The organism is Legionella tunisiensis (assembly GCF_000308315.1).
GTDB lineage: Bacteria > Pseudomonadota > Gammaproteobacteria > Legionellales > Legionellaceae > Tatlockia > Tatlockia tunisiensis.
Genome location: NZ_CALJ01000080.1, coordinates 1 through 4,008 on the forward strand (window position 1 = coordinate 1; position 4,008 = coordinate 4,008).

Consider the following 4,008-nt stretch of genomic DNA (forward strand, 5'->3'; position numbering starts at 1 on the left):
GGTAATTGTCTTAGTGCATCTTGAGCAAGTCTTTGTTCCGAAGATCCAAATCACGATTTCTAAATCCTTCTCTAGTTGCTTTATAATAAAAATTAAGGAAATCAAGGGATTGTTTCTCTTCGCTAATGATAAGACGACTGCTAGGTGCAGATGCAAATAAACTATAAATATCTAATCCTATTTTCTCTGTCACGGCTCCATACCGTCCTGTTTCTACTTTTCAATAAACTCTTTCTACTTCCCAAATCTCCACTTTGATACGCGCTCTTTCTCTTTGGTTCAGAGCCACCTAGTTGACTATCAAAATCTAACAGTTCGTAATCACCATATTTTCCTTCAAAAATCTTGGCATTGATATTTTTTTATTAATCTTGGAGGGTATTTTCTCGAGCTCATCTTCAAGTATGCACTTGATGGTTTCCTCATTGACAAGTGATTGATCATCTAAACTTAATAAAAGCATAATATCTTGTGGGGGGCATTTCATATATTGCATCCATAATCATTGGAAAATTTTCATTATTCTCTGGCATCAACGCTTGTAAGCGTTCGCATAAATGATTTAAATTTTCCTCTGCTAAACATGGGGTATCATGGTGCAATTCAGAAAGCAAAGCCCACTTACAGGGTTTTTCTTGTGGCGTTAAATTAAAGTGAAATCCCTTTTGACCTAAGATTATATTATAAATGAGCCCTTTTTTAATTACATATTGATTTTTATCTAAAAAATAACACCAAATAAGTCTTTAGAAAGGAGTTTTATTTCCTTTACTAATCGACTATTAGCTATTTCAGAATTACTTGAGTTACCATCATTGGCAATCTTAAAATAAGCTTCCTTCAATATTAAAAAAGCTGATAAACTCGATTGTCAAATGTTAGTTCGAGGTTTTCATCTCTGAGTTTTTCCAGTAATTCATTTTTTAGGGCCGTTCTGTCTGTTCTGGTATTTTGGATAGTCGTAATGCACCGCTCTTGTATTTTTTGATAGCTTGACAGGTAGCGATCTGTATTTATATTGCTCGCAAATAACCGTGATAGAAAACCGTCTTGAATCAGATGATGTACATTCTTTTCCCCATGAACAACACCATATTGCTGGTACAAAAATATACTATTTTTTACGTAATATATCTGAACCTTTAAACCTCATAGTTTCTAAACTGTCATAAGCTTCTTCCAATATATCTAAAATATGTAATGCTTTAGCCATGTTTGGCTCATTACCCTGGAAAATTTTTTCCAATTGCTCTGAAAGCTCTCCATACTCCGATTGCACAAAATTGATATATAATTCAAAGAAGATGTTCAAAATTCCAAGATCATCTTCTAAAATAATTGTGCCGTATTTCTCTCTGTAGAAACTTTGTCGTTGAACATCTAAATTTAATTCTTGTTTCATCCGATCTTGAGGATTTAACTCTAAGTTTTGTAACAACCCACTATGGTGCCTATTTATATCTCCGAGTCGTTTTATTCCATCATCAAGTTGTAATGCTATATAGCTAGGAGTAATAAATTTCTTCAAAATATAGTCTTTGAGTTCCTGCTCATTCAATTCCATAAGATTTGAATAATTAATTTCAAAGATATGTTCAAAAAGGGCGGTTATGTCCATTATTGATGAGTGATATATGTCTCGTGTGCCTGTGCGGTCTTGGAGAGCAGAAACAGTCCTCAAACATTGTCTAATGTATAGATATGCAGAGAGGTCGTTATTTGTCTCATTTTTTGAACTACTCATTATATTATATAAATTTATACGTTTAGTATAAATTATAGACAAATAATGATTTGAAGGGTTTTTGTGCTTGGCTTAAAAAATTTTTGAAACCTCAAAGTGTGAGCGCAAATTGCAAATCTGTAACTGCCTTCTATAAAACCACAAAGCACTTCTTTTCATATTCCATTAGATAATTTATATATTTCAATAGGATAAATTAAATTTAAAAATCAAATGACTATACATCCCAACCATGTTGGTTTGTATTGCTCTATCTCTATAATGAATAAAAAATAACCAAATTAAGTTGTGTTATATAACCTTTTTGAGGAATAGTATGCCTATACCTAAAAAATACATTTCATTTGGGCTGGTGGTGAAAAAATCCTACCAGAAATAAATATGCAGCGTATAAAAGCATGGGCTGCTAAACACCCAGGCTTTGAAGTATGCTTGTGGGTTGATAAAGAAAGTACATCTCCAGAAAATTTAGACAAATATTATTCTGAGTATGGATTTGATCAAGACCCGAAAATAACGCTCCTAGACATTACCGAAGAAGGTGTTGTTGATGAATTTTCTCGCTACCACATTGATAAGTTGTATCCTAATTACGGTGCCTCTAGCGATATTTTGAGATATAATATTTTAGTTAAATATGGTGGCGCTTATTTTGATAGTGATATTGAGGTAAATGAAAATACCAAGCCTCTTAATTACGATGGCTTATTTGACTCCCCTGACGAAAAATACTCCGCATCAGTAATTTTACTCAAGGACAAACAGCTATAGGTAATGATGCATTTATATGCACCCCAGGTCATCCCTTTATGGTTGAACTTTATAATACAGTGATACAACACCATACTGCCCCTTCAAGTCCGTACAAATTTGCTGGAAGCGCGTACAGTGCTACGAATTGGACAATATATAAAACTGGTCCACAAGCTGTTATTAAAGTATGTTTAAGAAACGATATGCTCTCTTTTCTTGCGTTTTAAAAAGTTTAGTTGACGCTGCCCCCCAAAATTCATTGTGGTGATTTTGTGGGGCACAAATAACAAAAATTAATATTCAGGTAAAACCCAAGCCCGCATATAGTTTCCAAGCTGTCAAATATCAATCTATTTGAATTTAATTTATACAAAATTTCCCCTTTGAACTATAATTAACTAGATATCCATAAACACACCTTTTCAGTGAAGTATTATGTTTGTAATTTTTAATGCGGCTGAATCTTACGATACGCTAACAAGCAAAACAATGGTCATGCTTTATAAAGTTGCGAGCTATTTGTTTGGCAGTAAACTTAAAAAGCACCGATTATTAATCTGAATAATAAAGATGAAGAAGGACATATTCAGATATCCGAAATTGACCGAGAGAAAATCAAGAAGGCCTCTAAAATTTTTATTCTTGGTCATGGTTCTATAGATGATTTTGAGTCTATTGTGGATCAAAATGGGAATGAAACATCAGTAGAGCAACTTGTTGATTTATTAAAAAGTATTGGCAAAGAAAATGATTTTAAAATTTCATTATGCGTTTGCTCAGGAATAAATGTTGGAAGAAATTTGATAGACAAGATGCAAAAAGCAGGGTTGTATGGGACTGTTACTGCAAGGAATTATAGTGTATACCCCTCACTATCTTCTGGAAATAAATATAACATAATTAATAAAAATACACCTATCAAACGGGTGATTACAAACGTATCCTTACTTCATCAACCGAAGGTACAAAAGAATTTAAATTGGATTTCTCTGAAAAAAATATTGATGGCAAACCTTCTCTTATAGATATGGGCGAACCTCTAGATAATGCAGATAAAGAGAAAGTAATTCTCCACCGCGTTATAAAATGTCTGGCGTCTATAGGAAAGAAAGATTTTTGATTGGCAAATCTACTATTTAAGTTCTTGCTCCACCAAAATGGACGTGCAAAAAATAGTTGACTCCTTAGATTTGGAGGATCCCAATATTTTCCGAATGGCATGGTTAGAATCTTTGTTCGATCAGTTAAATTCCGAACTAAAATTTCGTTCTATTGATCATGAGGTATCTCAATTTTTAGCAAAGGATGTTGTAGATTTAATTTGTAGTAATATCTTTCATATGGAATGGGGGTTAGATATAGATTTTGGACGATTAAATATTGTGGATGATGAAACAGGAATAGCCAATGATATAACCGATGCCATGGTATCCATCTTAGAAATAATTAAAGAGAGTAAAAATCGTAGTAATCAAAATGGCGACGTTGATTGGGTAGAAACATTAATCAAT

At 33.1% G+C, this 4,008-nt stretch carries 4 protein-coding genes; 3 read left to right on the forward strand and 1 reads right to left on the reverse strand.

The window, feature by feature from the left end:
• Window positions 1–1,114 precede the first annotated feature (1,114 nt).
• Entirely contained in the window at window positions 1,115–1,618 is a 504-nt protein-coding gene (locus tag BN58_RS06020; RefSeq protein ID WP_019216069.1) for a hypothetical protein, read from the reverse strand.
• Between the two features lie 468 nt (window positions 1,619–2,086).
• Here BN58_RS06020 and BN58_RS06025 point away from each other — a divergent pair, with 468 nt between their 5' ends.
• The 3 genes from BN58_RS06025 to BN58_RS22585 form a co-directional block, all read left to right on the forward strand.
• Window positions 2,087–2,515 carry a glycosyltransferase gene (locus BN58_RS06025; RefSeq protein ID WP_269570105.1) on the forward strand — a complete coding sequence of 143 codons (429 nt, stop codon included), beginning with the start codon at window positions 2,087–2,089 and terminating at the stop codon, window positions 2,513–2,515.
• A 659-nt stretch (window positions 2,516–3,174) separates the two neighbouring features.
• Entirely contained in the window at window positions 3,175–3,522 is a 348-nt protein-coding gene (locus BN58_RS06030) for a hypothetical protein (protein WP_019216071.1), read from the forward strand.
• A 138-nt stretch (window positions 3,523–3,660) separates the two neighbouring features.
• Window positions 3,661–4,008, forward strand: a 348-nt coding sequence (locus BN58_RS22585; protein ID WP_156812390.1) for a hypothetical protein, incomplete at its 3' end; no start/stop codon positions are given.